Source organism: Affinirhizobium straminoryzae (assembly GCF_007004135.1).
In the GTDB taxonomy this organism is placed as follows: domain Bacteria; phylum Pseudomonadota; class Alphaproteobacteria; order Rhizobiales; family Rhizobiaceae; genus Neorhizobium; species Neorhizobium straminoryzae.
In genome coordinates, this window is record NZ_VJMG01000062.1 from 13,340 (window position 1) to 36,900 (window position 23,561).

Consider the following 23,561-nt stretch of genomic DNA (forward strand, 5'->3'; position numbering starts at 1 on the left):
ACCAAATCGTGAGGCGGCTTCAAGTGCATGCCATCAGCAAGAGCATTCGATTGACAATTATATGCTAAAGGCACATAAATCGGCAAACTTCAGGAAGCCTCCCATGGACATGTCGCCCCAGCAGTTCCAGCCTCTCGTCACCGATCCGCGCAAGAGGCTGATCCTTTTCCTCTTTCTCCTGACGGCCATGTTCATGGCCACGCTCGACAACCAGATCGTCTCCACCGCCCTTCCCACCATCGTCGGGGAGTTCGGGGAACTCGAGCGTTTCGGCTGGGTGGGGTCGGCCTTCCTGCTCGCCACCAGCGCGGTGATGCCCGTCTATGGCAAGCTCGGTGATCTCTTTGGCCGCAAATACGTGATGATCGGCGCCGTCACCATCTTCACCATCGGTTCGCTGCTCTGCGGCCTCGCCTGGTCGATGGACAGTCTCATTGCCGCGCGCGTCTTCCAGGGGCTGGGCGGCGGCGGCATCATGGTGTCGATCTTCTCCGTCAATGCCGACCTGTTCGAGCCGCGCGAACGGGCCCGCTACCAGAGCTATTCCAGCCTCGTCATCATGGCGTCCGGTACCGTCGGACCGACGATCGGCGGCACCATGAGCGACCTGTTCGGCTGGCGCTCGATCTTTTTGATCAACCTGCCGATCGGTATCATTGTGCTGGCCGGTCTGGTGATGATGCTGCCGAACCGGCGTCCCAGCCGCCAGCCGAAGATCGATTATCTCGGTGCCGTGCTGCTGGCGCTGGCCAGCACCACCGTCGTTCTTCTGACGGACGGCATCTCGCTGTTCGGCGCGCTGTTTTCCTGGCAGAGCTTCACGGTGCTGGTGATCGGCATTGCCGCGGCTGTCTCCTGGGTTCTCGTGGAACGTCGCGCGCCGGAGCCGATCATTCCGCTGCGCCTGTTTAAGGATTCGACCTTCTCGCTGTTCCTCGTCGTTTCGCTGATGACGGGCGGTGTTGCGATCGGCATGGTCAACTATTTTGCGCTCTTCCTGCAGACGACCACCGGGCTGTCACCGACCGCCGCCGGTCTGTTCTTCATCGCCGTCACCGGCGGCATCGTCATCGGCTCCCTGTCGGCCGGGCGGCTGATCTCGATCACCGGCCGCTACAAGCCCTTCGTGGTCACGGGTCTGGTGATGAATGTTGCGACCCTTCTCATCTTCTCGCAGCTGCATGCCGGCAGTTCGCTGGTGCTGGTGGCGCTCGTCATGCTGATGCAGGGCCTCTCCGTCGGGCTTGGCCAGCAGGCGCCGATCATCGGCGTGCAGAATGCCGTGCCGCGCGCCGATGTGGGCTCTGCCACTGGCGCCGTCACGCTGACGCGCATGGGCGGGGCGGCGATCGCGATCTCCGTCTATGGCGCCGTCATCACCGCCTTCATGCACGGCGTCACCGTGCCCGGCGTCGAGAATGTCACCACGCTGACGCCGGACCAGCTGGCGAAGCTGCCGGATGCGGCGCGGCTGGCGGTTGCCAATGCTTATGCGCAGGCCTTCGAGCCGATGTTCCTCACCGCGGCCGGCTTTGCCATAATCGGACTGATCGCGGCCCTGATGCTGAAGCCGGTGCGTCTGCCCTCGCTCGGCGAGCGCAAGAGCTGAGGCAGACAGGCAGCCTTTGGTGGCGCGACGGGCAGGGCTTTCAAAGCGCTGCTTTCTGCCTATCTTCAGCGTCATGAAACCCGAAGCGCTGCTCTATCCCACGCCGGCCGGTCTCTATTGCCCGGCCGGCGATTTTCATGTCGATCCCGTGCGCCCGGTGAAAAGGGCGCTGATCACCCATGGCCATTCAGATCATGCCCGCGCCGGCCACGGCGCCGTGCTCGCCACCCGCCAGACACTCGACATCATGGCCCTGCGCTATGGCGCCGATTTTGCGGGTTCGACACAGGCGGTCGCGTGGGGGGAGGCGGTGGATCTCGGCGGCGTCAAGGTCCGCTTCCATCCGGCCGGCCATGTGCTGGGCTCGGCGCAGATCGCCATCGAAAAGGATGGCACCCGCATCGTCGTGTCCGGCGATTACAAGCGTGGCGTGGATCCCACCTGCGCGCCCTTCGAGCCGGTCGCCTGCGATGTCTTCATCACCGAAGCCACCTTCGGCCTGCCGGTCTTCCATCACCCCGATCCGAAGGCGGAAACCCGCAAGCTGCTGACCTCGCTTGTCCAGTTTCCCGAGCGCACGCATCTCGTCGGCGCCTATGCGCTCGGCAAGGCGCAGCGGGTGATCCGTCTCATCCGCGACTGCGGTTACGACCGGCCAATCTACATCCACGGCGCGCTGGCCAGGCTCTGCGACTATTATCGCGCCGAGGGCATCGATCTCGGCGACTTGCGCCCTGCAACCGTCGAGAAGAAGGAACCGGGGACCTTCCACGGGGCCATTGTCGTCGGTCCGCCCTCTGCCTTCCAGGAGCGCTGGGCGCGCCGTTTCAACGAGCCGCTGATCGCCTTTGCCTCCGGCTGGATGATGGTGCGCCAGCGCGCCAAGCAGGGCGGCGTGGAACTGCCGCTCGTCATTTCCGACCATTGCGACTGGCCGGAACTTCTCGACACCATCCGCGAGATCGCCCCGCAGCAGGTCTGGGTCACGCATGGCCGCGAGGAAGCGCTGGTGCGCTGGTGCGAGCTTGCCGGCATCGCCGCCCGCCCGCTGCATCTGGTGGGCTACGAGGATGAGGGGGATTGAGGATGGCTCTACTATCGCCGGGGCAATATGCTCAAGACAACCAACCTCTCCTGCCGAGAGCGATTCCCGCCCGGAGGCAGGCATGAAAGCCTTCGCCACACTCCTCGATCGTCTCGTGCTCACCCCGTCGCGCAACGGCAAGCTGACGCTGCTCGTCGATTATTTCCGCACCACGCCCGATCCCGACCGTGGCTATGGGCTGGCGGCGCTCGCCGGCACGCTCGATCTGAAGGGCATCAAGCCGGCGCTCCTCAAGGAACTGGCGCTGGAGCGGCTGGATCCCGTCCTCTTCCAGTATTCCTATGACTATGTCGGCGATCTTGCCGAAACCATCGCGCTGATCTGGGATGGCGGGGCGAAGGAGCGGGTGGCGGCGGAAAGCCAGCCGCGGCTCGGCGAGGTCGTCACGCGCATGAACAGTCTCGGCCGCACGGAGGTGCGTGCCGCCGTGCGTGAGCTGCTCGATCATCTCGATCACTCGAGCCGCTTTGCCTTCCTGAAGCTTGCGACCGGCGGCCTGCGCATTGGCGTTTCGGCCCGCCTTGCCAAGCAGGCGCTTTCGGAGATGAGCGGCCCCGCTGGAGAGGGCAGGGACGTCACCGAGATCGAAACGCTCTGGCACGGGCTGGCGCCACCCTATCAGCCGCTGTTTGCCTGGCTGGAGGGGCGGGCGGAGAAGCCGGTGCTGGCAACGCCGGCCATTTTCCACTCGGTCATGCTCGCCAATCCGGTCGAGGCGGGGGATCTCGACAGGCTCGACCCTCGGGATTATGCGGCGGAATGGAAATGGGATGGCATCCGCGTGCAGATCTCCTCCTTCGGAGCCACGCGAAAACTCTATTCGCGCTCCGGCGACGATATTTCCGGTGCCTTTCCCGATGTGATCGACGCGATCGGCTTCGAAGGCGTCATCGATGGCGAATTGCTGGTCGGCGGCACGGCCCGGTCGAACAGCGCCACCCGCAGCTTTTCCGACTTGCAGCAGCGGCTGAACCGCAAGACGGTGAATGCAAGGCTGGTGCAGGATTATCCGGCCTTCGTGCGCGCCTATGACCTCTTGTTCGAAGGCGACGACGACCGGCGCGCCAGGACCTACCTGGAGCGGCGCGCGCGGCTGGAGGACCTGATCGACAGGGCCCCGCACGACCGCTTCGACCTGTCGCCGCTGGTGCCCTTCGCAGACTGGCAGGAACTTGATGCGCTGCGGCTGTCACCGCCCGATCCGGTCATCGAAGGGGTGATGATCAAGCGGCGGGACAGCGCCTATCAGGCGGGGCGCCTGAAAGGGCCGTGGTTCAAGTGGAAGCGCGAACCCTTCAACGTCGATGCGGTGATGATGTATGCGCAGCGCGGCCACGGCAAGCGCTCCAGCTATTATTCCGATTTCACCTTCGGCGTATGGGCGGAAGGTCCCGACGGCGAGATGCTGGTGCCGGTCGGCAAGGCCTATTTCGGCTTCACCGATGCGGAACTGGAGACCCTCGACAAGTTCGTGCGCGACAATACGGTGGAGCGGTTCGGGCCGGTGCGGGCGGTGCGCGCCGAACCGGGCTTCGGCTTCGTGCTGGAAGTGGCCTTCGAGGGGATCAACCGCTCGACGCGTCACAAGTCGGGCGTTGCGATGCGCTTTCCCCGCATTGCAAGGCTTCGGCCTGACAAGCTGCCGCGCGATGCCGACCGCCTCTCGACGCTCATCGCCCTGATCGACCAGAGGATCGACCAGAGGGCCGGCGAGGCCGGGGAGGGGCCGGCGTGAGTGCGACGCAAGCCCTGCGATTGACCCGTCGTGGTGGCTCTGCGCCGCGTACGGCCGATCACGGCCGCCGATCCTGTTCGCTTGCAGCATTCAATTCTGCGTGACTGCAAGGTGTGATTGCGTGTTGAATCGGCTGGTCTCTGTTCCGTTTCGGGTCAGACGGCTGGCGGCAGCGCGGCAAAGCCGGCTCCGCCGGCGGCGAAACGCCTGATCACGGCTTCGGGATGGTCGTGTGACACTGGGGTGGACACCGGACGGGGGCTTGTCGGCGCCGCCGGCAGTGCTAGCTTTTGCTGTCATCAACAAACGCGGTCCCATTCATGCTGTTATCCCGCCGTTCGATGCTTGCCGGTCTTGCCGTCGCCTCCGTCAGCCCTGTTGCCGGTGGGGTTCAGGCTGCCGAGCCGCCACCCTTTCCCGTTCCGGAAGACCCGCCGCAGGAGCGGCGCGATTACGCAGAAGCGCGCAAGCATTTCCAGACCCGTCTGTTGCGGCGCGGCCCCTCTCCGGAGCTTGCGCCGCCGCTCGGTACGCCGGCCGGTGCGACGCGCGTGCTCTATCGCAGCGGTGAGCAGAAGGAACTGGAACTGATCGCCTGGGTTTCCGAGCATGCCCCCTCCAGGGAGCTGAAGCCCGCGGTTCTCTTCCTCCACGGTGGCAATGCCACCGGCGATGGCCACTGGCAGCTGATGAAGCCCTATGTCGAGGCGGGTTTCGTGGTGATGCTGCCGTCGTTTCGCGGTGAAAACGGCCAGATGGGCTATTATTCCGGTTTCTATGACGAGACCTCCGACGCGCTGGCCGCTGCCGAATATCTCGAGAACCTGCCGGGCGTCGATCGCGAGCGCCTGTTCCTGGCCGGCCACAGCAATGGTGGCACGCTGGCGCTGCTGGCAGCCATGACACGCCGTTTCCGCGCCGCCGTGCCGATGTCCGCCGGTGTCGATGCGTGGCGCTATTTCTCCCGCTACAGCGACGACATGCCCTTTGATGACCGCAATGCGGAAGAGTTCGTCATGCGCTCCTCCGTCTGCTTCGGTCACAGCCTGAAATGCCCGACGCTTCTCCTGCGCGGCACGGAAGAGCGTCCCTTCGACCGCAATCACCAGCTGACCATCGATCGCGCCCGGGCCGTGGGCGTTTCCATCGATCACCGCCTGCTGCCCGGCAGCCATAATGCCATGGTGCCCGGTGCGGTTGCGGAAAGCATCCGCTTCTTCCGCAGCTACGGCGCCTGATGATCGTGGTCTGCAGGCTGGTGCGAAAGCCTCGCGCCAGCCTGAAGCGGCACAGTCCGGCACGACGCCATCTGCCGGAAGACCCGCCATGTCCCGCACTGCCCAGATCTTCGCGCGCCTGTCTGCGCCCCTCTGCCTGATTGCCGTTGCCACAGGCCTTTCCGGCTGCATTCTGGTGACCGATACCAGCCGCATGAACCCGGACGTCTTCGTGCAGGAGACGGCGCCGGTCTTCTACAACATGGCCGGCGCCAGCCAGCCGCAGCCTCTGCCGGTGCGCAAGCAGCAGCCGATCCCGCAGAAGCGCGATCTCTACCAGACGCAGTTCCACCAGACCTATGGCGTGCCGATCAGCAATCCGGCCTTCCGCACCTATTATGCCAGCATGCAGGATGATGGCCACACCCTGCCGGCCATTCCCTATTCCCGCATCGACCAGCGCTATCTGCGCCAGGAGGTGGATTATCCGACCACCGAGGCGCCCGGCACCATCATCGTGGATACCAAGGCCCGTTTCCTTTATCTGGTAGAGGCCAACGGAAAGGCGCTGCGCTACGGCGTCGGCATCGGTCGCGACGGCTTTGCCTGGTCGGGTCGCGGCGTGATCCAGTGGAAGGCGAAGTGGCCGCGCTGGACCCCGCCGCAGGAGATGGTGGACCGGCAGCCGGAACTGGCGAAGTTTTCCGCAGCCGAGGGGGGTGCCATGCCGGGCCTCAACAATCCGCTCGGCGCCCGCGCGCTCTACATCTACAAGGATGGCAAGGACACCCTCTACCGCGTGCACGGCACGCCGGACTGGCAATCGGTCGGCAAGGCAACGTCCTCGGGCTGCGTGCGCATGCTGAACCAGGACGTGATCGACCTCTTCGACCGTGTCCCGGCCCGCACGCCGATTGTGGTGATCTGATCACACCTGCACGAGACCTGCCGCATTCAGAGGAACGGGCGCCGAATTGCGGCGCCCTTTACTTGTTTAAGCCATATTTAATGGAACAATCGTGCCCATCATTCGTTGATTTCCGTTCGTGTTCCCGCCGTTCCAGTGAAGAAGTTTTTCCGCTCCCATGACCACTGATCTTTTCAGCCGCCGCCGTCTGCTCAGTCTCCTGGCCGTCGGCACTGCCTCCACGCTTGCCAGTTGCGCCTCCTCCCGGCCGGGTCCCGCCGGTCTCAACATCACCTATCGCGATGGTGATGCAGGGCTTCCCTTCGTGCCGTCGCCGCCGATGCGCGGTCGTTCGCCGGAACTCGACGCCATTTATGGCGAGACGGTGGATGGCGGTTTCGTCATTCCGGCCGTTCCCTACTGGCAGATCGACCCGCGCTTCTATCGACAGCGCGTGATGGACCCGACCGGCCAGCCGCCGGGCACCGTCGTCGTCGATACGGCCTCGCGCCATCTCTATCTGGTCGAGCCCGGCGGCACCGCCATGCGCTACGGTGTCGGCATCGGTCGCCAGGGCTTTGCCTGGCAGGGCGAGGGCGTCATCCAATGGCGCCAGAAGTGGCCGAAGTGGACGCCGCCGGATGAAATGGTGGCCCGCCAGCCGGAACTCGTGCGCTATTCCTCGGCCAATGGCGGCATGCAGCCGGGCCTGATGAACCCGCTTGGCGCGCGTGCGCTCTACATCTTCAAGAACGGCCAGGACACGCTCTACCGTCTGCACGGTTCGCCGGAATGGAATTCCATCGGCAAGGCCGTCTCCTCCGGCTGCGTGCGCCTGATGAACCAGGACATCATCGACCTTTACGAGCGCGTGCCGCAGAAGGCCCGTATCGTCGTCTGGCAGTAACACCGAGGGTTTGACGTTTGACATGCGAAAGGCGCCCCATGGCTTCATGGGGCGCCTTTTTTTGAGCATTTCCGGTGAAAACCGGATCCCCTGAAATGCTCTGTCTCTTTGTTTTCACGCAGTCCGGACGCAAAACCGCTGACGCACTTTTGGCTCGGACGTGCTTTAGCCGTCGCCCTGCACCACGGTGCAGGCGAAGCGGCTGGCTGTCAGCGCCTTGCAGGCGGATTGCGCGGCGGCGCGGTTCTGGAAGCCGGAGAAGCGGGCGCGGTGCAGCGGACCGGACGCGCTGCCGACTGTCTGCGTATAGGGCGTGATGCCGTTGAAACGACGATCGAGCGTCGGCATGGCACGCGACAGCAGGGAAATCGCCTCCGACTCGCTCGGCGTTGCCGCAATCTGCACCGCCCAGCCGTCATTGCTGGCCATGGCGAAGGGCATGTTAGCCGGCGGTTGATGGGGAATGGCGGCCCGCGGCGTCGGTGCGGAGACGGTGGGGGCATCCTCCATGGCGACCGGCTCGGCCACGATCGGTGCGGCCACGATCGGTGCGGCAGGTGTCGCCGGGGCGGCATAGGCGAGATCGCTGTTGCGGCTTTCGAGCGCCGCGAGCTTGCGGGCGACCGGATCGTGTCGGCGCGGCTCTACCGGTTGCGGCACGCCGCGTTCCGGCAGGTCGATGCTTTGCGCGACGGCGGCGGGGGCTGCGCCACGGCCGATGCCGGCGCGTGGCATGGCGGCGTCCAGAAGGGCTGCCATGCGGTCATCACGGGCCCGCGCCGTGCGTCCGCCCATCACCACGCCGATGACCCGCTTGCCATCCTCGTTGACCGCGCTGACGATGTTGAAGCCGCTGGCGTTGATGTAGCCCGTCTTGATGCCGTCCATGCCGCGATAGCGGTACATCAGGTGATTGTGACCGCTGATGGTCCGGCCGCGGAACGTGAAGGAACGGGTGGCGAAGATGCGGTATTCCTTCGGAAAGTCGCGCATCAGGGCAAGGCCCAGCGTCGCCATGTCGCGCGCGGTCGTCACCTGCCGGCTGTCGGGCAGGCCGGAGCCGTTGCGGAAGGTGGTGCGGCTCATGCCGAGCTGGCGCGCCTTGCGCGTCATCGCCTGACCGAATTTTTCCTCCGAGCCGTAGAGGTGGTCGCCGATGCCTTCGGCGACGTCATTGGCGGATTTGACCGCCATGCCGTAGACGGCTTCGCGCACCGTATAGGTCTGGCCGGCGGGAATGCCGAGCTTGAAGGGAATGGTGCTTGCGCCATTGCGCGACATGACGATCTTCTGGTCCCAGGAAAGGCGCCCGTCGCGCAGCGCCTCGAAGGTCATGTAGAGCGTCATCATCTTGGTGAGCGAGGCCGGATGGTTCAGCACATCGGCATTTTCCGCCGCCAGTACCCGGCCGGTATTGGCGTCCATGACGAAATGCGCGTAACCGGCCTGTGCCGGTGCTGCCGCAAGGCCGAGCAGAAGCGCCGCCATTCCCATCAGTATCGAAAAAGCCTGCGCGATCTTCGTCATTCCGGTCCCCGTTCGGATGAAGAATGCCATGCATAAGGCCGCTTTGCGGCAACAAAGTCGTTCGAATTTTAGAGAATGTTGACAGACTTAACGAAGGGTGAAGGTCGCGCCGCAGCCTGTGCCGCGATGATGCAGCGCGCCGGCTTTTGCCGCTAGGCAGCCCGGCGCCGTCTCTTTTGACCTGCGCGACTCGGGCGGCGGCATCCGCTCCGCCGCCCCGATCAGCCTTGCGCGGCCACAGTCACGTGGCCGCCTGCATGGCTCAGACGAACTGCGACAGGCCCGGAACCGAATTGACCACCTCGTCCACGGTCTCGGAGCCGGCATGTTCGCGGGCAACGGCAATGGTTTCGCGGGCAAGCGCGGTGATTTCACCCATGCCGAGACCGAGCGACATCAGCTGCTGGCCGAGCGCCATCACGCCACCGCCGAAGGCCGACATCAGGCCGCCGAGCAGGCCGCCGCCACCTGTGCCTTCGCCGTTGAATTTCGCCACCAGTTCGGGCGCGCCGGGAATCGCCTCGATCATGCGGGCGACGGCGCCGTCATCGGCCTCGCGCTGCAGAAAGCCCAGCATCATGCCCACGGCCTTTTCCGCAGTATCCGGCGCAATGCCCACATTGTCCGCCACGCGGGTGACCAGCTCGTTCATCAAACTCTCCTCAGGTTTTTGACGTTAACGTCAAGGTAAATAAAACCCCGGTGCGATGCAAGCCGTCTGCGACCTCTGGCGGTCGCACGGATGGCGAAGGAAGAGGAGGCAACGGGGCGCTTGCGGCGCCTGTCGCCGGGGCCGCGTTGCCCGACGGCGCGCCACATCCTATACATCAGCACAGGGACATCAAAAGACACGGGATGACAAGGGAGACCTGTTCAATGCACGAGGCGGGAAAGCTCTTCATCGGCGCAAGCCGCCACCCGGACGACCGGCTGAAGAAGCCGGAATATCTGCAGCTGTCGCTCGCCAACCGGCACGGTCTCGTCACCGGCGCCACCGGCACTGGCAAGACGGTGACGCTGCAGATGCTGGCGGAAGGCTTTTCCGCGGCCGGCGTGCCGGTGTTCTGCTCCGACATCAAGGGTGATCTCTCCGGCATCGCCGCCCTGGGAGAGCCGAAGGATTTTCTGCTGAAGCGGGCGGAGGAGATCCGCTTTGCAGACTATGACAATGCCGCCTTCCCGGTGATCTTCTGGGATCTCTATGGCGAGAAGGGTCACCGGGTGCGCGCCACCATTGCCGAGATGGGGCCACTGCTTCTCGCCCGGCTGATGGATGCGACGGAGGCGCAGGAGGGCGTGCTGAACGTCGCCTTCAAGATTGCCGACGAGGGCGGCCTGCCGTTGCTCGACCTCAAGGACCTGCAGGCGCTGCTGACCTACATGGCCGGGCAGGCGGCCGCGATTTCCGAGCGTTTTGGCTTCGTCTCCAAGGCCTCGATCGGCGCGCTGCAGCGCGGCCTGCTGGTGCTGGAGGAGCAGGGGGCCGAGCATTTCTTTGGCGAGCCGGCGCTTCAAATCACCGACATCATGCGCACGGCCCCCGACGGGCGCGGCGTGATTTCCGTGCTGGCAGCCGACCGGCTGATGATGAATCCCCGTCTCTACGCCACCTTCCTGCTCTGGCTGCTGTCCGAACTGTTCGAGGCGCTGCCGGAAGTCGGCGATCCCGAAAAACCGAAACTCGTCTTCTTCTTCGACGAGGCGCATCTTCTGTTTTCCGAGGCGCCGAAGGTGCTGCTGGAGCGGGTGGAGCAGGTGGTGCGCCTCATCCGCTCCAAGGGTGTCGGCATCTATTTCATCACCCAGAACCCGCTCGACGTGCCGGAAACGGTGCTCGCCCAGCTTGGCAACCGGGTGCAGCACGCGCTGCGCGCCTATAGCCCGCGCGAGCAGAAGGCGGTGAGAACCGCTGCCGAAACCTTTCGCCCCAATCCCGACTTTCGCACGGAGGAGGCGATCACGCTGCTGGCGACCGGCGAGGCGCTGGTGTCAACCCTCGAAGGCAAGGGCGCGCCCTCGGTAGTGGAGCGCACGCTGATCCGCCCGCCCGCCGCCCGCATCGGCCCGCTCTCGGACGAGGAGCGTCGTCAGGTGATGGCGCAAAGCCCGGTCGCCGGTCACTACGATACCGATCTCGACCGCGAATCCGCCTTCGAGATTCTCATGGCCCGCGCCGGAAAATCCGTCGATGCTACGCCCGCCACCGCGTCGAACCCGGAACCCTCAGCGTCCCCCTGGGGAAGCTCCCGTGATACGCAACCGTCCGATACAGCCGCTGGCCGCTGGAAACTGCCGGGCTTCGATCCCGCAGAGGAGGAGGCCGCGGAACGGCAACGCAGTCCGCGCGGCACCCGTTCCACCGGCTATCAGCGCGAAACCGTGCTGGAAGCCGCGATGAAAAGCGCCGCCCGCTCCGTCGCAAGCCAGGTCGCCAACCAGCTCGGCCGCGCGCTGGTGCGGGGGATCCTGGGAAGCCTGAAGCGGTAGGGGCGGCTTTCGGGCGAAACGGCCCCCTCCGTTTGTCGGGCGCCAATCCCGGGCATGGACGGCGATGACGCCCCCCTTTCGGTCGCGTCCGCGCCGTCTTCGCCTCCGGTCATCCTCGTTTCAGCGTCTCAGCGCCGAACGATCCCGTTCATGAAAACATCCACCAGATGCGCGATCTGCTCCGGTCCTGACCGGTCCTGTTCGGTGGCAAGCGAGATGGCGGTCGCGACGCAGACGAGATCGTTGAAGCGGACATCCGGCCGAACGGCGCCCTCCGTCTGCGCTCGCTGCAAAAGCCGGATACCTTCCGTGCTGGTGGCGAGACATCCCGGTGTTCCGATCTGGAGAACCGTTCCCAGAGAAGCGGCAAAGCCGCGATAGACGTTCGAATAGCGGACCAGGTCTTCGAGATAGGCGCTAAGCGCGCTTGCAGGGTCGAGCGTGGCCGATCTGGCGCGGCTCGTCTCCGCACAGGCCTCGAAACGTGCGCTATAGGCCGCCGCCAGCAGGTCCTCGCGCGTCGGAAAGCGGCGATAGAGCGTGCCGATCCCGACGCCGGCGCGCCGGGCGACATCGTCCAGCGACACGCCGGCGCCGCGCTCCAGAAACACGTCCTCGGCGGCGGCCAGGATCCGCTCCCTGTTGAGTTTCGCATCGGCGCGCAAAGGGGTTTCGTCCGTCAAAAATGCCTCTCCTCGTCACTTGCAAGTGGAGGATATCTCCACATATAAAGTGGAGCAACCCTCCACTTAAAACGGAAGCGAGACAGGCATGACGAAGCGATTTGAAAACAAGGTGGTGGTAATCACCGGCGGCACGGATGGGATCGGTCTGGCAACGGCCCGAGCATTTGCGGCGGAAGGCGCGCATGTCTACGTCACGGGGCGCCGGCAGGATCGTCTCGACGCGGCGCTTGGGGATATCGGCCAGGGTGCCGTCGGCGTGCAGGGCGATGTCAGCAATCCCGCCGATCTCGACCGGCTCTACGCCGCAATCCAGCAGGATCACGGGCGGGTGGACGTGGTGTTCGCCAATGCCGGCGTCTCGGAATCCGCACCGATTGGCGCCATCGATGAGGATCACATTGACCGCCTGTTCGCCATCAACGTCAAGGGAACGATCTTTACCGTGCAAAAGGCTCTGCCGCTGATGTCGGCCGGCGGTGCCGTGGTGCTGGCCGGGTCCGGGGCCGGCAGCAAGGGCTTCCCCAGCCTGTCCGTCTACAGCGCGACCAAGGCCGCGATCCGCTCCTTCGCCCGCACCTGGACGACCGATCTCAAGAGCCGTGGCATTCGTGTCAACACCGTGTCCGCCGGCATGGCGCTGACGCCGGCCATGCAGATCTATCTCCAGAACAATGCCGGCCTCGAGGACTGGATGAAGCAGATGATTCCGTTCGGACGGCTCGGCGAACCGGACGAGATCGCCAGGGCGGTTCTGTTCCTCGCCTCGCAGGACAGCAGCTTCGTGGGCGGCGAGGAACTGCTGGTCGATGGCGGCTTCGTGGCCGTCTGAGGAGCGGCACGGGCCGGGTGGGGCCCCTGATGTCCACCGCGAGGATGGCCTCTGCGTCAACATGGCCGATGTCGTCGGCCGTCGTTTGGCGCTAGTGCTGCTTGACAATAGACAAGATCGAGTACGCCCGTGAATACATCCGATATCTGGGACTGGTTCCCTTACGTCTTCTTCCCCTTGAAGATTCTCGTGCTGGGCGTGGGCATGTTCTATGCCATCAAGTGGCATCACGATCAGGAAAAGAAGAAGAACGAAACCAGCGGGTCGTAACCGCCCGCAGAAGGCAGACGCGCCGCAAGGGCGGCGCGCCTTGCCGCAAGAAACTTACCGCTTGCGCACGAATTCCGTGCGCAGCACCAGCCCCTTGATGGTGTCGTGCCGGCAGTCGATTTCTTCCGGGTTGTCGGTCAGGCGGATCGAGCGGATGACGGTGCCCTGTTTCAGGGTCTGGCCGGCGCCCTTCACCTTGAGGTCCTTGATCAGCACGACGGAATCGCCATCCGCCAGCACATTGCCGGAGGCATCGCGCACTTCGGAAGCCTTGGCCGCTTCGGCCTTCAGCTCGGAGGCCGGGCGCCATTCGCCGCTCGCTTCGTCATAGATGTATTCGTCGTCATCGGCGCTCATGGCGTTCTTCCTTGCTGGTGTTTCAGGCGCCATAGGCCTTGCCGGCCCGGAAGTCAAAGCGGTGCGCCATGCTCGGCCGCCCGATGTTCCGCCAAAAGCGTGTCGATGACGAGCAGTGCGCCCTGATGGGCTGCGCCATCGTCCGTATCCGGCTTGTCGAGCGCCAGCAGCGCCTTCCACAGCGCCCAGCCACGGGCGCGGGCAAAGGTTGCCGCATCAAGGCCGATGCGGCTGCGAAACAGCGCGCGGCTTTCGCCGGCAAAGAAGGTCCAGGTCATCATCAGGTCCGAGGCGGGATCGCCGGTGCCGAGGCAGCCGAAATCGATCACGGCGGCCAGTTTTCCATCGCGCAGCAGAAGATTGCCGGCCGAGACATCGCCATGCACGAAGACGGGCGCCTGCTGCCAGCGGGAGGACAGGGCCGCCTGCCACAGGGCGGCAGCGGTTGCCCGGTCGTAGCGCCCGGCGCAGCGCGTCAGGCAGGCCTGCGTTTCGCCGTCATAGACGGAAAGATCGCCGCCACGGAAGAAATTGTGCGGTCCGGCGGGCGGTGCATCGGAGACCGGCACCCGGTGCAGTGCGAGCAGCCAGTCGGCAAGGTCCCCGGCCAGCGCCGTGCGGTCGACGGCGGACGAGGCCGCAACGCTTTTTCCGGGAATGAAGCTCTGGACCACCCAGGGAAAGGGATAGTCTTCGCCCGGCCGGCCGATTGCCAGCGGCACCGGCAGCTCGCGCGCGACGCTTTCCGGCAGATGGGCTGCGATATGCGGCAGCCAGCGGGCCTCCTTCTCGCCCTGCGCGGCATAGCGGATGGCGGTCGGCATGCGGATCTTCATCGCATCGCCCAGACGGAAGGTGCAATTGTCCCAGCCGTTGACGTCGACCGGGCGCACGGGGAGATCTGCCCATTGCGGAAACTGCGCCGCCACCAGCGCCGCTGCCGTTTCCACCGGAATGCGCAGCCGGTCGTCGCCGGTCTTGTCCTTTTCAGCCATCCTGCTCTTGTCCCCTGCCTGCCTGTTGGCCCCGTCCAGGTCGCGACGCATGGCCATTCCCGGCTCGCTTACCCCTTCCCCTTTGCCGTTTGATGACGCCGGTTGCCGCAGCCGGGAAGCGCTACCAGCGGTCGGGGGTTTTTTGCATCTCGCGCCGCCGCCTGGCACGATGCGCGCCATCCTGAAAGCCCGGCGGCTTGCGGGACACCCACGCGACGAATTTGGTCATGTCGGGATGGGTAAGCAGCGCCTCGACCGTGGAATAGGTCGTCTCAAGCTCGGCCTCGGAGAAGAGCGCATGGATCTGCTTGTGGCAGATGCGGTGCAGCGCCTGGGTGACGCGCCCGCCGCGGCTCTTCGGCACCAGATGATGCAGGTCCCGCTGGTCCTCCGGGATCTCGCGTCCGCACAAGGGGCAGATCTCTGCCGCCGGCGGCTGATACCAGGGTGCGATCTTTTCCCGATGCTTGCGTGCCATGCCCGTTCCGGTGCGGAGCCTTTTTCGGAAAAGATAGGCTTGCACAGACGGCGGGGGAAGGGGCTATTCCACCAAAAGCCGCGCGCCCGCGCCGTCTTCGCCCAGCCGGTCGGCGGCGTTGCGCAGCGGGCACTGGTCGAGCGACAGGCAGCCACAGCCGATGCAGCCGGTCAGGTCGTCGCGCAGGCGGGTCAACTGGCGGATGCGCTCGGAGAGCAGGTCGCGCCAGCCGGCGGACAGTCTCGCCCAGTCCTTTGCCGTCGGCGTGCGGGCCTCGGGCAGGGTGGCAAAGGCCTGTTCGATCTCCCGGAGGCTGAGGCCGGCGGCCTGTGCCACGCGGATCACCGCGATGCGGCGCAGCACGTCGCGGCCGTAGCGCCGGTGGCCGCTCGGCGTGCGCTGGCTGCGGATCAGCCCTTCCGCCTCGTAGAAATGCAGGGCGGAGACGGCAACGCCCGCGCGCCGCGCCACCTCGCCCACCGAAAGCTCGCGCCGCACGGCACGTCCTGCCGATTGTGCCTTGACCTCAACCATGCTCGAGGTTCTACAGGCTCTCTCCGGTCGAGAAAAGATGAAAAGGATCGGAGAGGGTCATGGATCAGATGTCGGGAGGAGCAAAGCAGATGGCGGACGAAAGGACAGCGCCGAGCGCGGCGGCGGATGACGCGCCGACGGCTGTCGCGGAACGGCCCGAATCTGCGGACACCGCCACCGGCTGGCCGGCGCTGCTTGCCGCACCCTATGGGTTGCGGCTGATGGCGGTGTCCGCCGGCATCGGCCTGCATGCCTTCAACGAGGTGGCGATTGCCCCGGTGCTGCCGCTCGCCATGGAGGCGCTCGGCGGCGTGACGCTGCTGCCCTTGATCTATGCGGCCTTCTTCACGCTGGTGATTGCCGGCGGCCTGTCGGCTGCGCCGCTGCGCCGCCGGTTTGGCGCGCGCCGGGCCCTGATGCTGGCCGGGCTTCTCTATTGCGCGGGCATTCTGCTGCAGGTCTCCGCCCCCTCCGCGCCGCTGCTTCTGGTCGGCCGGGCCGTGCAGGGGCTGGCGGATGGCTGGATCGTGGCGCTCTGCTACACGCTGATTGCCGATCTCTTCCCCTCGCGCCTGGTGCCACGCGTCTTTTCCACCGAGGCCGTGGTCTGGGCCATGGCGGCGATCCTCGGCCCCTTTGCCGGCGGGCTGGTGGTTCAGCATCTCGGCTGGCGGCCGGCCTTTGCGGTCAGCCTGCCGCTTCTGGCGCTGTTCTTCCTCGCCATGCCCTTTGCGCTGCCACGGGACGGGCGGGCAAAGGCACCGCTCGTGCCGCATCGCCTGCTGCCGCCGCGGCTGTTCGGTTTCTCCTCCACTGTCGGGCGCGGCAGCTGGCTGCTGTTGCTGATGACGGGCGGCCAGTGCGTGTCCACCGTCTTCCTCGCCTATACGCTGCATCACCGCCTGCAGCTCTCGCCGGTCGAGGTGGGGCTGGTGCTGATCACGCTCTCGCTGAGCTGGAGCGTCACGGCGATCCCGATCGGCGGCATCCGCACAGTCGAACGGCGGCAGGCCATCCTGCGCATCGGCCCGCTGTCGCAGGTGCTGGGGGCGGCGCTGGTGGCGAACGGTCTCTATTTCGGCCTGCTGCCGCTGGTGCTGGCCGGGCAGGCGCTGAACGGCGCAGCCTTTGCCATGGTGTTCGGCAGCGCCAGCCAGGCGATCATCGAGGATGCCGATCCCGAACACCGCATGACGACGAGCGCGCTGCTGCCGTCGGTGGAAACCGGCGGCTATGTGATCGGCGCCAGCTTTCTCGGCGGCATCGGCCCGCTGTTCAACCTGCCGGCGCGGCTTGCGGAAGAACCGCCGGCGCCGCAGATCTTTGCCCTTTGGGGCGTCACCATGCTGATGGCAGCCGTTTCGCTTGTCGCGGCGCGCGGCGTGCGGCTGAAGCCGCCGGGCGCCGGACCGTGATCGGGTAAAGGGCGGTGCTCAGGCTGCGCCCACCAGCGCGAAATAGGCGCCCTGCGGGTCTGTGGCCTGCACGATCTGGCTGCCGCCCGGCACCTCCTGCGGGCCGAACACCACCGTTCCGCCGCCGGCCTTGATCCGCTCGATGGCTGCGCTGATCGAGGCGACGGTGATATAGTAGGACCAGCAGGCGACCGGCACGCTTTGCGGCCGCGTCATCATGCCGCCGATCGGCCGGCCGTGATGGGCAAAGATCAGGTAATCGCCCATCTCGCCCATCGGCATGGCGTGATCCAGCCTCCAGCCGAACAGCTTTTCGTAGAAGGCGAGCGCCTCGCGCCCGTCATTGGCATAAAGCTCGTTCCAGCCGAAGGTGCCGGGGCTGCCGGGGGCTGCCATCGGTGGCGGATTGTCCATCGGCAGCGGCGTCATGATGCACAGAACCGCGCCGTGCGGATCGGCCACCACCGCCATGCGCCCGACGCCCGGAACGTCGAAGGGCGGCTTCATCACCGACCCACCCTCGGCCTCGAATGTCCGGACCGTCTCGTCCACGTCGTCGACGCCGACATAGCCCGTCCAGTTCGGCGGCACCTGGCCCTCCATATCCGGCGGAATGACCATGTAGCCCGCCACGCCACAATCCGCGTCACCGGCGCGGGTGTCGAAGATTCCGTAGTCTTCGCCCTCCATGCCGGGCATCGGCATGGTCTTCGTCGTCCAGCCGGTCACGGCGGTGTAGAAGGCGGCGGCCTTGTCCATGTCGCTGGTCATCAGCTCGCACCAGATGAAGGTGCCGTGGGTGGGAGAGGGCATGGGCGGGGTCCTTGTTCGATGAGGTTGCGGGTCGCCCTGAGGGATAGCGCAAGGCCATCCGCGTTCGGGCACGAAGACGCGTGCGATGCCGTCAGGTCAGGCGAGGCGCCGGTAGTCGGCACGCATGAAACTGTGCCAGCCGCCATCCGGCTGTGCGGCGCTGGAGGTGAAGATGCGGCTGTTCTCGCCGGTCAGGATGATCTGCTCGCGATATCGCTGTGTGACGGCCGGATCGGAAAAGCTCGGGCCCGTCGTGTAGAGGCTGAGCGTGGAGCCATCCTCGGAAAGCTCCCCGTCATAGACCCACATATGCTCCATCATCGTGCCGATCCAGCTGCCGAGATAGCGGCCGGTCGCGCTGTTGTGGCCGAGCGTCAGCAGCGTGGTGGCGGGCGTGCCGTCCGGCATGTTGCCGCGACCTTCCGCCACGAACCAGAGGCCGGAGAGCGAGCGCACCTCCTCGATCCAGTCGCTGCCATCGCTCATTTCTGCTGCGGAAACCTGCCAGCGACCGACCAGTTTCTGCAGGAAAGTGTGCTCGGCACGCGGCTGCGGCATGGGCATGTCCATGGGCGTTCTCCTCCCGTTGGCGCCTCGTGTCCCCGGTGTGTGGGCTGCGCTCAGTGGCAGCAGCCACCGGCCTTTGGCTGATCCTCGTATTCGTCGTGGCGGCGGATGAAATCCATCGTGCCCTTTTCGTTGCGTCCGAGCGGCGCCTGATCAAGGATCATCATCGTTGCCAGCATCTCCTCGCCGCCGCGGGCATAGGAGGAATAGGTGTGGAAGATCTGGTTCTGCCCGTCCCTGAAGAAGGCGGACTGGCCGGGCAGTTCGTCATGCGCCTTGTCGCTCGGCGTGTCGCGGAAATTGTAGAAGACGGAGCCCTCCGCCAGCTGCGATGGCGTGAAGGACACGCCGAAATCGAAGTTGAAATCGCTGCCGAAGGAGGAGACCCAGGGAAAGCGCCAGCCCATGCGGCGCTTGTAGGCCTCGATCTTGTCGAGCGGCGCGCGCGACACGCAGACAAGCGTCACATCATGATGGTTGAGATGCGGCAGCGTGCCGTCCAGATGGTCGGCGAGGAAGGAGCAGCCGGGGCAGCCGGCCTCCCAGTCGGGGCCGAACATGAAATGGTAGGTGATGAGCTGGCTGCGGCCATCGAACAGGTCGGCCAGTGATTGCTCGCCTGATGGAGTGTGGAAGCGATAATCCTTCTCCACCTTGACCCAGGGCAGGGCCAGCCGCGCGCGGTTCACCTGATCGCGCAGCCGCGTCATTTCCTTTTCCTGGACGAGCAGCGCCTGGCGGGCTGCAAGCCATTCCTCCCGCGACACCACGGCATGCTCCATCCCATTCACGACCATCTTCATCCTCCCGATGGCTACGATCTTGACAATTAGGTTGATATCAACGTATATAAGTCATGTCAAATGAAAATGTGATTCCCTTTTCGGTTACGCTTGAAGTCCGGGATACCTGTCTGTGCCTGCATGTGCAGCGTGCGGCCCGGGCGCTGGCCCGACGCTTCGATACCGCGTTGAGGCCGCTCGGTCTCACCAATGGCCAGTTCTCGCTGCTGATGTCGCTGAACCGGCCGCAACCCGCCACCATGGGTTCCGTTGCGCAGGTGCTGGACATGGATCGCACCACGCTGACGGCGGCGCTGAAGCCGCTTGAACGGCGCGGACTGCTGGAAAGCCTTGCCGACCCGAAGGATGCCCGCAGCCGCCTGCTGCAACTGACGCCGGAGGGCAGGGCGCTTCTTTCGCGCGCCGTGCCGATCTGGCGCGATACCCATGCGCTGGTCGACGATCTGCTGGGCGAGGGCGGCCCCGCCCGTCTCAGGTCCGATCTGGCGGCGATCCGGTAGCATATCGCGCCGCAATGCGCGGGTCGGCGGCAAAATCCGCCAGCGAAAAACCGAGCCGAACGCGCGGGAAATCGCACAGCGCCTGCACGTGCCCGGTCGAGAGGTGGATGCGCCAGCTCTGGCGTTCCGTCGGTTCCCGATGGGCAAAGGCGCCGGCATTCAGAAGCGCGATGTTCATGCCGCGCCCCGGGTCGCGGATCGAGCGATAGAGGATCGCATCGATCTCGGTCGCCCTTGCCGTCTCCGCCAGCGTCTGGCAGGCCGCGTAATCGGTCGGATGCTCAAGGGCCGCGCGGTCGCGCGCGAACGGCTCCCGGCTGAGGTCGAGCCCGCGCTCGGTCGCGATCCGGGCGGCAAAGGCCGTGTAATCCGCCGGGCTGGCGGGAAGCTGCGTGGCAGGCGATTCCGTGTAGAACAGCAGACGGTAGAAGGCCATTTCGGCAACGGCGGTGGTCACGCTGGCGGCGGCATAGAACACGCCCGGCGTGCGGCCGGCCTGGCGAAAGCGGGAGCCGTGCGGATAGACCGCGCCATAACGGAAGGGGGTGGCGAGCAGGTAATCCAGCCCGCGCGCCTCGGGCGGCAGTTGCGGCTTGGTCTCGTCCAGCAGGCTTTCCAGCAGTGCCTGTTCCTCGCTCGTCTCCACCAGCTTCATGGTCGAAACCTGATGCTGCGCCTCCACCAGCCGCCAGAACGCGCCGCGAACGGGCACGATCTCAGACAAGAGCGCGGCGGGCGTCCAGATAGGCAAGGACATCGATGAGACCTGCAATGGTGACGATCTTTTCCAGGGGAGCGCTGCCGAGCGCGGTATTCTCGTTGCGCAGCCATGCCTTCGCCACCGTCTCGTCGCCGCCGGTGATGGCATCGAGCGAGCGGAACAGGCGGATGAAGAGAAGTGCGAGTTCGAAACTCTTCTCGCCCGGCGAAAGCCTGAGGTCGCCGCGCTTGAGGCGAGAGACGGAGGCTTCCGAAAGACCGAGAATGCCACCCAGCGTGCGGCCGTTGAGGTTGAGCCGGTCGGCTGCGCTCAGCACGGCCTTGCTGACCACGGCGCTTTCGGAAGCGCGATCGGGGCGGGCGGGGAGTTGCAGGTTCATGGGTACTATCCTTTCATGTGAAAGAATATAGCATGAAATCCATTAAATGAAAGGGCCGCTTGCGCGACCCTTCCGTTTCGTCCCCGTCCGGGGGATGGATATGGGATCCGAGGGATCAGGCAACCGAGACCGGAACTTCGGTCGAGGTGCGCATGGCGTGGCTGTAGGGGCACACGATATGGGCCTTGGCGACCAGGTCTTCGGCCTGGGCCTTGTCGAGGCCGGGGATGTTGACCAGCAGCGAGACCTCGATGCCGAAGCCGGTGCCGTCATCGCGCGGGCCGATGCCGACGGTGGCGGTGACCGTGGTATCTTCCGGGATCTTCACCTTGGCCTGGCCGGCCACGAATTTCAGGGCACCGAGGAAGCAGGCGGAATAGCCGGCCGCAAACAGCTGCTCGGGGTTGGTGCCGGTAGCGCCGTCGCCGCCCAGTTCCTTCGGAACCGTCAGCGTGACGTCGAGGACGCCGTTTTCGGAATGGGCGCGGCCGGCGCGGCCGCCGGTGGCAGATGCCTTGGTGGTGTAGAGAATGGCCATGATCGTCTCCTTGGGTTGCGGTTCTGTTGACGTCTTCGGGTGTCTGCGAATGGCCGAGATTGAAGCGGCCTGAATTTAATATTGCGCAATTCAATTGCGTGCAATACATTTATGCGCATTGAAGTCCGGCGTCAAGCCTGCGACAATGGAAAAAATAGGACGATGTGCGATGAAATCAGGATCCGCCATTCCAGACAACGATCAAGCCGGCGAAACGATCCGCCTGGACCAGATGCTGTGTTTTGCGCTCTATGGCGCAGCGCATGCCTTTTCGCGCGCCTACAAGCCGCTTCTGGAGCCGCTTGGCCTCACTTATCCGCAATATCTGGTGATGATCAGCCTCTGGGAAAAGGATGGCCAGCCGGTGAAGGGGCTTGGCGAAGCGCTGGGGCTCGATTCCGGCACGCTCTCGCCGCTCCTGAAGCGGTTGGAGCAGGCGGGCCTCGTGACCCGCACCCGCGCCCGAAGCGACGAGCGTCAGGTCAACATCACGCTGACGCAAAAGGGCAGGGCGCTTGAGGCTGATGCGGCCGGCGTCACGTCCGCCATTGCCGGCGCCACCGGCTGCGGACTGGACGAGATCGTGTCCCTGCGCGACCGGCTGCAGGATCTCAGGCTGCGGCTGGTGGAGGCCGGCGAGCGGCTCGATTCCGCTCCGGCGTGACCGGCAGGACCTTGCGCATGCGGCAGGCGACGGCTATCCCCGGTTCTGCAGTCATGGCTGCGTACAGCTTTTGCATGACCTGATCGTTTCCATCTGGGGATTTATTGCCGATGCTTCGCACTCTTTACGCCTGGACCATGGCGCTCGCCGCGCGCAAGGCTGCGGCCTGGTGGCTGGCCATCATCGCCTTCGTGGAAAGCTCCTTCTTCCTCGTGCCGGCCGATGTGCTGTTCATTCCCATGGTGCTGGCGCGTCCGCGCCGCGCCTATGTCTATGCGGCGATCGCCACCACGGCCTCCGTGCTCGGCGGCATTCTCGGCTGGGCCATCGGCCATTATGCCTTCGAGGCGGTGGCAAAGCCGGTGCTGGTGTTTTACGGCAAGCTCGACACGTTCGACAGCCTTGCCGCCGCCGTCGACTGGAAGACGATCCTGCTGCTGCTCGTCACCTCGGGCGTGGCGCATCTGCCGCCGATCAAGGTGGTGACGATCCTGTCCGGCGTCGCCAACTTCAATCTCGGCCTGTTCATCCTGTCGGCCATCATCGCCCGCGGCGCCCGCTTCTTCGCGCTGGCCTGGCTGCTCAACACCTATGGCGAGGACATGCGCCATTTCATCGAGAAGCGCCTGAAGCTGATCACCGCCATCGCCGCCGCCGCCCTGATCGGCGTCTATGCGGTCTATATGCTGCGGCATTGAAAAGGGTCTTGACGGCCGTTTCCAGATTGGGAATTGTAGGGCTGGTCTTGGCTCACGGGTGGCGCGGTCGGGATGAATGTCATTGCGAAGGCGGCGCTGGTGCGTTTCTGGCAAAAGCAGCCGAAGGGCGAGCCGCAACGGGCCGCAGAGGCCGCGATGACGCAATGGTTCACAACGGCCTCGGATGCCCTTTGGGGCAATTTCGATGACCTGAAACGAACCTTCAATTCGGCCGATTATGTGGGCAATGGCAAGGTGGTCTTCGATATCGGCGGCAACAAGTATCGGATCGTCGGTCTGGTGGCCTACCGAACGAAACGTATCTTCATTCTCTTTGTCGGCACCCATGCGGACTATGACCGCATCGACGTTCGAGCGCTGTAAGGGAGACGGTTCATGGATATAGCGTCCATCCGCACATTGCAGACGGAAGCGGAATATGAGGCTGCTCTGTCGGCGGTTCGCCCCTATTTCGAGGCAGAGCCAGCGGAAGGCACGCCGGAGGCCGCGCATTTCGATGCCCTCGTGCTGCTCATCGAGGAATATGAGGCGCGCCATTTTCCGATAGACCGTGCCTCGCCGGTCGAGGTGGTCAAGGCGGTGATGGAGGTCAACAACTATACCCGCGCCGATCTGGTTGCGGTGATCGGCTCCAAGGCAAGGGCGGCCGACCTGTTAAACGGGCGGCGCGAAATCAATCTCGACCAGATCCGCAAGTTGAGCCGGGCCTGGGGCATTCCACCGGCCGCCCTGATCGCCGAACTCGTGGCCTGAACGCGAGGGCGCGCGGGACACTGTCCGCGCGCCCGGTTCCATCAAT

The 23,561-nt window shown here is 65.2% G+C and carries 28 protein-coding genes; 15 read left to right on the forward strand and 13 right to left on the reverse strand.

Features of this window, described 5'->3' with window-relative positions; translation table 11 throughout:
- Positions 1–103: 103 nt before the first annotated feature.
- From FNA46_RS19440 to FNA46_RS19465, 6 genes are all read left to right on the forward strand, one after another.
- A complete protein-coding gene (locus FNA46_RS19440; protein ID WP_246103214.1) occupies positions 104–1,609 on the forward strand; it encodes an MDR family MFS transporter in 1,506 nt (501 codons plus the stop codon).
- A 73-nt stretch (positions 1,610–1,682) separates the two neighbouring features.
- A complete protein-coding gene (locus FNA46_RS19445; RefSeq protein WP_185969915.1) occupies positions 1,683–2,693 on the forward strand; it encodes a ligase-associated DNA damage response exonuclease in 1,011 nt (336 codons plus the stop codon).
- A gap of 82 nt (positions 2,694–2,775) precedes the next feature.
- Positions 2,776–4,449 (forward strand): cisplatin damage response ATP-dependent DNA ligase, encoded by a 1,674-nt coding sequence (locus tag FNA46_RS19450; protein ID WP_143126871.1) that lies wholly within the window; start codon positions 2,776–2,778, stop codon positions 4,447–4,449.
- Between the two features lie 320 nt (positions 4,450–4,769).
- On the forward strand, positions 4,770–5,687 hold the full coding sequence (locus tag FNA46_RS19455) for an alpha/beta hydrolase family protein (RefSeq protein WP_143126872.1): 918 nt from the start codon (positions 4,770–4,772) through the stop codon (positions 5,685–5,687).
- 88 nt (positions 5,688–5,775) lie between these two features.
- A complete protein-coding gene (locus FNA46_RS19460) occupies positions 5,776–6,594 on the forward strand; it encodes a L,D-transpeptidase (RefSeq protein WP_143126873.1) in 819 nt (272 codons plus the stop codon).
- 157 nt (positions 6,595–6,751) lie between these two features.
- Positions 6,752–7,480, forward strand: a complete 729-nt coding sequence (locus tag FNA46_RS19465) for a L,D-transpeptidase (RefSeq protein WP_143126874.1) — start codon at positions 6,752–6,754, stop codon at positions 7,478–7,480.
- A gap of 165 nt (positions 7,481–7,645) precedes the next feature.
- Here FNA46_RS19465 and FNA46_RS19470 read toward each other — a convergent pair whose 3' ends face one another.
- Together FNA46_RS19470 and FNA46_RS19475 are read right to left on the reverse strand one after the other, a co-directional pair.
- Positions 7,646–8,998, reverse strand: a complete 1,353-nt coding sequence (locus FNA46_RS19470) for a serine hydrolase (protein WP_425468786.1) — start codon at positions 8,996–8,998, stop codon at positions 7,646–7,648.
- Between the two features lie 271 nt (positions 8,999–9,269).
- Positions 9,270–9,659, reverse strand: coding sequence for a hypothetical protein (locus FNA46_RS19475; protein WP_143126876.1), 390 nt, complete (start codon positions 9,657–9,659; stop codon positions 9,270–9,272).
- A gap of 224 nt (positions 9,660–9,883) precedes the next feature.
- On the opposite strand from FNA46_RS19475, the gene FNA46_RS19480 reads away from it, so the two are divergent.
- Positions 9,884–11,494 carry a helicase HerA-like C-terminal domain-containing protein gene (locus tag FNA46_RS19480; RefSeq protein ID WP_143126877.1) on the forward strand — a complete coding sequence of 537 codons (1,611 nt, stop codon included), beginning with the start codon at positions 9,884–9,886 and terminating at the stop codon, positions 11,492–11,494.
- A gap of 128 nt (positions 11,495–11,622) precedes the next feature.
- Here the strand turns inward: FNA46_RS19480 and FNA46_RS19485 are convergent, their stop codons facing one another.
- Positions 11,623–12,177 (reverse strand): TetR/AcrR family transcriptional regulator, encoded by a 555-nt coding sequence (locus tag FNA46_RS19485; protein WP_143126878.1) that lies wholly within the window; start codon positions 12,175–12,177, stop codon positions 11,623–11,625.
- Positions 12,178–12,265: 88 nt separating this feature from the next.
- Between FNA46_RS19485 and FNA46_RS19490 the strand changes: the two genes are divergently transcribed.
- Together FNA46_RS19490 and FNA46_RS26155 are read left to right on the forward strand one after the other, a co-directional pair.
- Positions 12,266–13,009 carry an SDR family NAD(P)-dependent oxidoreductase gene (locus FNA46_RS19490; RefSeq protein ID WP_143126879.1) on the forward strand — a complete coding sequence of 248 codons (744 nt, stop codon included), beginning with the start codon at positions 12,266–12,268 and terminating at the stop codon, positions 13,007–13,009.
- Positions 13,010–13,138: 129 nt separating this feature from the next.
- Entirely contained in the window at positions 13,139–13,279 is a 141-nt protein-coding gene (locus FNA46_RS26155; protein ID WP_185969918.1) for a hypothetical protein, read from the forward strand.
- 54 nt (positions 13,280–13,333) lie between these two features.
- Here the strand turns inward: FNA46_RS26155 and FNA46_RS19495 are convergent, their stop codons facing one another.
- The 4 genes from FNA46_RS19495 to soxR all read right to left on the reverse strand — a co-directional run bounded on the left by FNA46_RS19495 (position 13,334) and on the right by soxR (position 15,643).
- Complete coding sequence (locus FNA46_RS19495; RefSeq protein WP_143126880.1) at positions 13,334–13,636, reverse strand: alkylphosphonate utilization protein; 303 nt, start codon at positions 13,634–13,636, stop codon at positions 13,334–13,336.
- A 53-nt stretch (positions 13,637–13,689) separates the two neighbouring features.
- Complete coding sequence (locus tag FNA46_RS19500) at positions 13,690–14,631, reverse strand: aminoglycoside phosphotransferase family protein (protein ID WP_143126881.1); 942 nt, start codon at positions 14,629–14,631, stop codon at positions 13,690–13,692.
- Positions 14,632–14,752: 121 nt separating this feature from the next.
- Complete coding sequence (locus tag FNA46_RS19505; RefSeq protein WP_143126882.1) at positions 14,753–15,109, reverse strand: HNH endonuclease signature motif containing protein; 357 nt, start codon at positions 15,107–15,109, stop codon at positions 14,753–14,755.
- Positions 15,110–15,172: 63 nt separating this feature from the next.
- Positions 15,173–15,643, reverse strand: a complete 471-nt coding sequence (gene soxR, locus FNA46_RS19510; RefSeq protein WP_143126883.1) for a redox-sensitive transcriptional activator SoxR — start codon at positions 15,641–15,643, stop codon at positions 15,173–15,175.
- 59 nt (positions 15,644–15,702) lie between these two features.
- Between soxR and FNA46_RS19515 the strand changes: the two genes are divergently transcribed.
- A complete protein-coding gene (locus tag FNA46_RS19515; protein ID WP_143126884.1) occupies positions 15,703–17,058 on the forward strand; it encodes an MFS transporter in 1,356 nt (451 codons plus the stop codon).
- A gap of 18 nt (positions 17,059–17,076) precedes the next feature.
- On the opposite strand, the gene FNA46_RS19520 is transcribed toward FNA46_RS19515, so the two are convergent.
- From FNA46_RS19520 to FNA46_RS19530, 3 genes are all read right to left on the reverse strand, one after another.
- On the reverse strand, positions 17,077–17,871 hold the full coding sequence (locus FNA46_RS19520; RefSeq protein WP_143126885.1) for a VOC family protein: 795 nt from the start codon (positions 17,869–17,871) through the stop codon (positions 17,077–17,079).
- A gap of 96 nt (positions 17,872–17,967) precedes the next feature.
- Entirely contained in the window at positions 17,968–18,435 is a 468-nt protein-coding gene (locus FNA46_RS19525) for a DUF1579 domain-containing protein (RefSeq protein WP_143126902.1), read from the reverse strand.
- Positions 18,436–18,491: 56 nt separating this feature from the next.
- On the reverse strand, positions 18,492–19,220 hold the full coding sequence (locus tag FNA46_RS19530) for a DUF899 domain-containing protein (protein WP_143126903.1): 729 nt from the start codon (positions 19,218–19,220) through the stop codon (positions 18,492–18,494).
- Positions 19,221–19,294: 74 nt separating this feature from the next.
- Here FNA46_RS19530 and FNA46_RS19535 point away from each other — a divergent pair, with 74 nt between their 5' ends.
- The gene (locus FNA46_RS19535; RefSeq protein WP_143126886.1) at positions 19,295–19,741 is read left to right on the forward strand and encodes a MarR family winged helix-turn-helix transcriptional regulator; all 447 of its coding nucleotides are present in this window, start codon (positions 19,295–19,297) and stop codon (positions 19,739–19,741) included.
- On the opposite strand, the gene FNA46_RS19540 is transcribed toward FNA46_RS19535, so the two are convergent.
- From FNA46_RS19540 to FNA46_RS19550, 3 genes are all read right to left on the reverse strand, one after another.
- The gene (locus FNA46_RS19540) at positions 19,713–20,498 is read right to left on the reverse strand and encodes an RES family NAD+ phosphorylase (protein ID WP_143126887.1); all 786 of its coding nucleotides are present in this window, start codon (positions 20,496–20,498) and stop codon (positions 19,713–19,715) included. The genes FNA46_RS19535 and FNA46_RS19540 overlap by 29 nt on opposite strands.
- The gene (locus FNA46_RS19545) at positions 20,458–20,841 is read right to left on the reverse strand and encodes an MbcA/ParS/Xre antitoxin family protein (protein ID WP_143126888.1); all 384 of its coding nucleotides are present in this window, start codon (positions 20,839–20,841) and stop codon (positions 20,458–20,460) included. Before FNA46_RS19545 ends, FNA46_RS19540 begins: the two co-directional genes overlap by 41 nt.
- Positions 20,842–20,956: 115 nt before the next feature.
- Complete coding sequence (locus tag FNA46_RS19550) at positions 20,957–21,379, reverse strand: organic hydroperoxide resistance protein (RefSeq protein WP_143126889.1); 423 nt, start codon at positions 21,377–21,379, stop codon at positions 20,957–20,959.
- Positions 21,380–21,548: 169 nt separating this feature from the next.
- Between FNA46_RS19550 and FNA46_RS19555 the strand changes: the two genes are divergently transcribed.
- The 4 genes from FNA46_RS19555 (at position 21,549) to FNA46_RS19570 (ending at position 23,515) form a co-directional block, all read left to right on the forward strand.
- Positions 21,549–22,043 carry a MarR family winged helix-turn-helix transcriptional regulator gene (locus FNA46_RS19555; protein ID WP_143126890.1) on the forward strand — a complete coding sequence of 165 codons (495 nt, stop codon included), beginning with the start codon at positions 21,549–21,551 and terminating at the stop codon, positions 22,041–22,043.
- Between the two features lie 110 nt (positions 22,044–22,153).
- On the forward strand, positions 22,154–22,741 hold the full coding sequence (locus FNA46_RS19560; RefSeq protein ID WP_143126891.1) for a YqaA family protein: 588 nt from the start codon (positions 22,154–22,156) through the stop codon (positions 22,739–22,741).
- 72 nt (positions 22,742–22,813) lie between these two features.
- Positions 22,814–23,125, forward strand: a complete 312-nt coding sequence (locus FNA46_RS19565) for a type II toxin-antitoxin system HigB family toxin (protein ID WP_143126892.1) — start codon at positions 22,814–22,816, stop codon at positions 23,123–23,125.
- Positions 23,126–23,137: 12 nt separating this feature from the next.
- A complete protein-coding gene (locus FNA46_RS19570) occupies positions 23,138–23,515 on the forward strand; it encodes a helix-turn-helix domain-containing protein (protein ID WP_143126893.1) in 378 nt (125 codons plus the stop codon).
- Positions 23,516–23,561: the final 46 nt, after the last annotated feature.